This is a genomic window from Patescibacteria group bacterium (assembly GCA_041675205.1).
In the GTDB taxonomy this organism is placed as follows: Bacteria; Patescibacteriota; Patescibacteriia; order GWA2-46-9; family GWA2-46-9; genus JBAYUF01.
In genome coordinates, this window is sequence record JBAYUF010000018.1 from 1 (window position 1) to 4272 (window position 4272).

A 4272-nucleotide genomic window follows, 5' to 3' on the forward strand; every position below is an offset into this window, starting at 1 on the left:
GCGTTTGACTTTGAACCAGAAGACGAAGAAGACTTGCTTAATCCGCCAGATGAATTCGAAATGGAAGACGAAGAAACTGTAAATTCACAGGGTGCACCGGCCCTTGAAACAGACGTTGGCGAAGAGGAAGATGACCCCGATATGGATCATTTACTCGACGAAGAACACGACGAAGAAACAGGCGAAACAATCGAAGACGAAGACGCAGTTTATGCAGAAGACGGTTTGGTTCTCAAAACCAAAGCAGGTGTTGAATGGGTAATCGTCGCAGTCGAAGAAGAAGGTTTGTCTGATAATCTGTTGGTATACAACCTTGAAACTAAAGCGTTGCATAACTATCGAGTGCCAGCCGGTGAAGACCTACGGAAAATGAAAACCGTTACACCTGATCGAGTTATGAGCGGGCCTAAATTCGATAATATTCGTGACGAAGCCGTAGAACGTGACCTCACTGCTGGAAAACGTATATGAAATTCACGGCAATACAAAAGCGTGCGATGAAAGCAAATCCGCTGGGGTTTGCTAAGTCTATGCCACGGAAAGAACTCGGACAAATAATCGACGAATTGGAAGCCCGTTACAGCGACCCTGAACAAGAGTCGCCATTGTCGGATGAACAATACGACCTGATGCACGATTATTATTGGAAAGGCAAAAAGAAACCGGCGAAGAAAGTGGGCGGTGTTAAGAACGTTGACATCACCCTTGAAGTTCCGATGAATAGTCTGGACAAATTCCGAACTGTTTCCTCTGCAAAACAAGCCATCTTTATGCGTGCATCAAGCTACGTCATTTCCGACAAGGAAGACGGGATTAGTTTGGCGATTACGTATGACGGTGGCGTTCCTGTTTTGGCTACAACCCGTGGCGAAACGGGATTGGTCGGAAAGGATGTGAGTAAAGTCATTCCGTATCTGAACATTCCTAAAAGCATCGCGTACAAAAAGCGCTTTATGGTGCGTGCTGAATTCACCATTGATACCAAGGTGTTTAAAGCGCATTTCCCGGACGATAAAACTGGTCGCAACACAGCCGGTGGACTTCTTAACCGCGACGTACCAGCACCGTGTATTGCCCTGTTTCGTGTCGTTTGCTACGAGATTCTGTTGGGTAAAAATGCAGGGCACAAATTAGAAGACCAGCTAAAGCTTCTGAAGAAGTATGGTTTCGATGTTGTGCCTTACATAGTCGTTGACGCAATCGACGAAGAATTCATGACCGAAAAACACAACGAGCGCAAGAAGAAAGCCAAGCGCGATATTGACGGCATCGTTGTTGCCAAAAACCAACCGTATAAAATTGAACCGGGTTATCCTGACTACGCATACGCCTTCAAAATCAACAGTCTCGAAACTGCTGTGCGCGTTGTGGTTAAAGAAGTCATATGGGAAGAAACACGGTATGGCAAATGGTTCCCACGAATCATGATCGAGCCAACAGTAATAGGCGGTGTTTTGGTTACGTTCTTCACAGGACACAATAACTATTACATCGAACATGGGCATCTGAAGCCGAAAAAGAAAGGCGAGCCGGTTCCTTATGAGCCGCGCCCGATCAATAAAGGCGCAGTCATTCTTGCTGTACGTAGTGGCGACGTAATCCCCTACATAATGCAGGTAGTCAAGGGTGCGAAAACCGCATCTAAACCAGAAGGTGCTTACAAGAAAAAAGGTGTGCATCTTGTGGTTGTTGAAACGCAGAAAACAAATACACGTGTGGTCAAGGAGCTAGCCCATTTCTTCTCAGAACTGGAAGTAGACGGCCTCAAACGTGGCGGCGTGCAAGTCCTCGTTGACGCAGGATATGACACCGTTAAAAAGATTCTGAAAATGTCGCGTATCGAAGCGCAAAGCCTACCGGGTTTTGCCGATAAAAGCGGCGCACAATTACACAAAGCATTGAAAGCCTGTAAGCCGCGTATGACGTTTTTGAATGTCGCCCGTGGATCAGCCGCTTTCGGTGAAGGTATTGGCCCTTCGCGTCTCACTGCGCTTATGGAAACCGTGCCAGATTTTATGGATCATGCGGATAAATCTGTTGAAGAATTGACGAAGATGGTCAAGACCGTTAAAGGTTTGGATAAACTCGCCGAACAGATTGCCGAGAACCTGAAAACATTTAATAAGTTTTGCAAACGTAATGGGATCACCTTAGCAGCAGCCGAGAAACAGGAAATTGTAGGCAACCAGATGGACGGCCAACGAATTCTGTTCACGTCGATTCGTGACGCTGAAGTACAAGCGTGGATTATTGCAAATGGTGGCAAGATCGCAACGACAGTCAATCAAGCAACATCATTGATTGTGAAAGACGAAAGCGCTAGTAACGATAAAACGAAAGCTGCTGTTAGCAAAGGGATTCCTATTATTACAATAGCCCAATTCCGAAAGACTAACAGGATTTAATCAATGAACATTTCCGCCCGAGTTCATGAGCTGCGCAACAGCCGTAAATTTCCAAAGGATGTTTTGGTTGTTGAACACCACGAAAAAGAAGGGACTCCCGCTCGCATTAGTGTGATGCTTTATGGTGCTGGTCTGGCCGTAGTCACCCTTGAGCGCGACGATCTGTGGCGAATTGCACACATCACAGGCGAAAGCCATTACCGCACAGCCAAGTGGCCTGAACAGGTTACGGCTGCGCCAAATGTTGAAGGCGCACTACATCTGATAGAGGGATTGATTGAGTGCGTCGTACAACACGACGGAGCTGCTTAAAAAATGAAAATTGCCGTGTACGCAATTGCGAAAAACGAAAGCCATAACGTGGTTCGTTGGCTGGAAAATCTCAAGGATGCAGATGGGATCTTTGTACTGGATACAGGCAGTACAGACGGCACAGTTTCTTTGCTGGAACAGGGCGGTGCAACGGTCAGTAAAATGTCCGCACACAAACCGTTCCGATTCGACCACGCACGTAACGAGGCGATGAACCTTGTACCTGAAGAATTCGACGTGCTTATTTCGTTGGATTTTGATGAATTGCTGATGAATGGATGGCGCGAAATCATCGAAGAACAATTCACGTGCGATGCTGCAAACTACACGCTGATTTTCGACCATGACGATCAAGGGAACGTAACAATTTCCTACCCGCGTATGGCAATTACTCGGCGCGGAATTGGTACATGGCAGTATCCAGTGCACGAAGTTTTAACCGTGCCTGAAGGAACCGCAACGCAAGATATCACGCTGGCCTGCGTTCATTACGGTGAAGCAAAAGCACCGGGTCATTATTTCGACCTGTTGAAAATGGCTCACGAAGATGACCCAACCTGTGCACGTTCTGCGTCGTATTTGGCGCGTGAGTATTACGGGATGCAGAACTGGCAAATGGCCGATGCGTTGTACCGGAAATATTTGGAGCTTGAAACATACGCTCCATTCAAATCCGATGCAGCTCGTAAAATTGGCAGCATGTGTACGGATTACTACAACGCTGAATGGTGGTACAAACAGGCAGTGCAATACTGTTCTGACATTCGTGAATCACATTGTGATTTGGCTGCGTTTTATTTCAAACACAAACAATACGAACATGCCATCGCAAGTTTGCGCACGGCACTCACCATCGAACGTCCGAATTATCGAATGATTTACTCGGATGCTTATTATGGCCCGATTTGGTGCCGTCACATGCTGCTGGCGAGTTACCAGCAAGCAGGGAATCTTCGTGAAGCGATTAAAATCATGCGTGAATTTCAGAAACCTGATGCACCCATGACTGAGGCACTTCGCGCTGACATTCTACTGCTTCAGCAAAAAGTACAGGATGCCTTCCATGTTTATAGCACTTGCTTGGGCGTTTAAAGACGACGAAGGCCACAAGGATCAATCTACGTGGCGGAAACGTTTGTCGAAGGCAGAGTTTTTGAAGCTGCCTAACGCCACGCGTAAACGTTACATCGAGTTGTATCCTCATTCTAGCCACCGCTTCCTAATGGCTGGTAAAGGGGATAAAGACGGTGATGTGGACGCCAGTGATTTCAGCGGCCATTTGAAAAACATCGTCAACAGCAAAAAGACAATCGTTCAGAAAGTGGATTCTGGTCGTACCAAACCCACCGAAGAATACATGCAGAAAAAAGCGGAAGATCGCCGCCGAATTGCCAAGGATATTTCCGACCATAACAAGTCGAATGCTTTGGTGATTAACAAAGCTAGTTTGGAAGCTGTTGATCAAATCAAAGATGCCGACCTGAAGCAAAGCAGCGTAGCAATTCGGCAGAACACGCCTGTGATTGTAGATGCTGTTAAAAAGCAGGCAGAGAAA

5 protein-coding genes are annotated in these 4272 nt (G+C 46.7%); all 5 read left to right on the forward strand.

From position 1 onward, the window contains the following. Positions 1-471 (forward strand): hypothetical protein (locus tag WC052_05785; protein ID MFA7287145.1); only part of this gene is annotated, 471 nt, incomplete at its 5' end. Continuing rightward, positions 468-2405 carry a BRCT domain-containing protein gene (locus tag WC052_05790; GenBank protein ID MFA7287146.1) on the forward strand — a complete coding sequence of 646 codons (1938 nt, stop codon included), beginning with the start codon at positions 468-470 and terminating at the stop codon, positions 2403-2405. The genes WC052_05785 and WC052_05790, both read left to right, overlap by 4 nt. A 3-nt stretch (positions 2406-2408) precedes the next feature. Then, positions 2409-2717 carry a hypothetical protein gene (locus WC052_05795; protein ID MFA7287147.1) on the forward strand — a complete coding sequence of 103 codons (309 nt, stop codon included), beginning with the start codon at positions 2409-2411 and terminating at the stop codon, positions 2715-2717. A 3-nt stretch (positions 2718-2720) separates the two neighbouring features. Further along, entirely contained in the window at positions 2721-3809 is a 1089-nt protein-coding gene (locus WC052_05800; GenBank protein ID MFA7287148.1) for a hypothetical protein, read from the forward strand. After that, on the forward strand, positions 3781-4272 hold a 492-nt coding region (locus WC052_05805; GenBank protein MFA7287149.1), incomplete at its 3' end, for a hypothetical protein. The genes WC052_05800 and WC052_05805, both read left to right, overlap by 29 nt.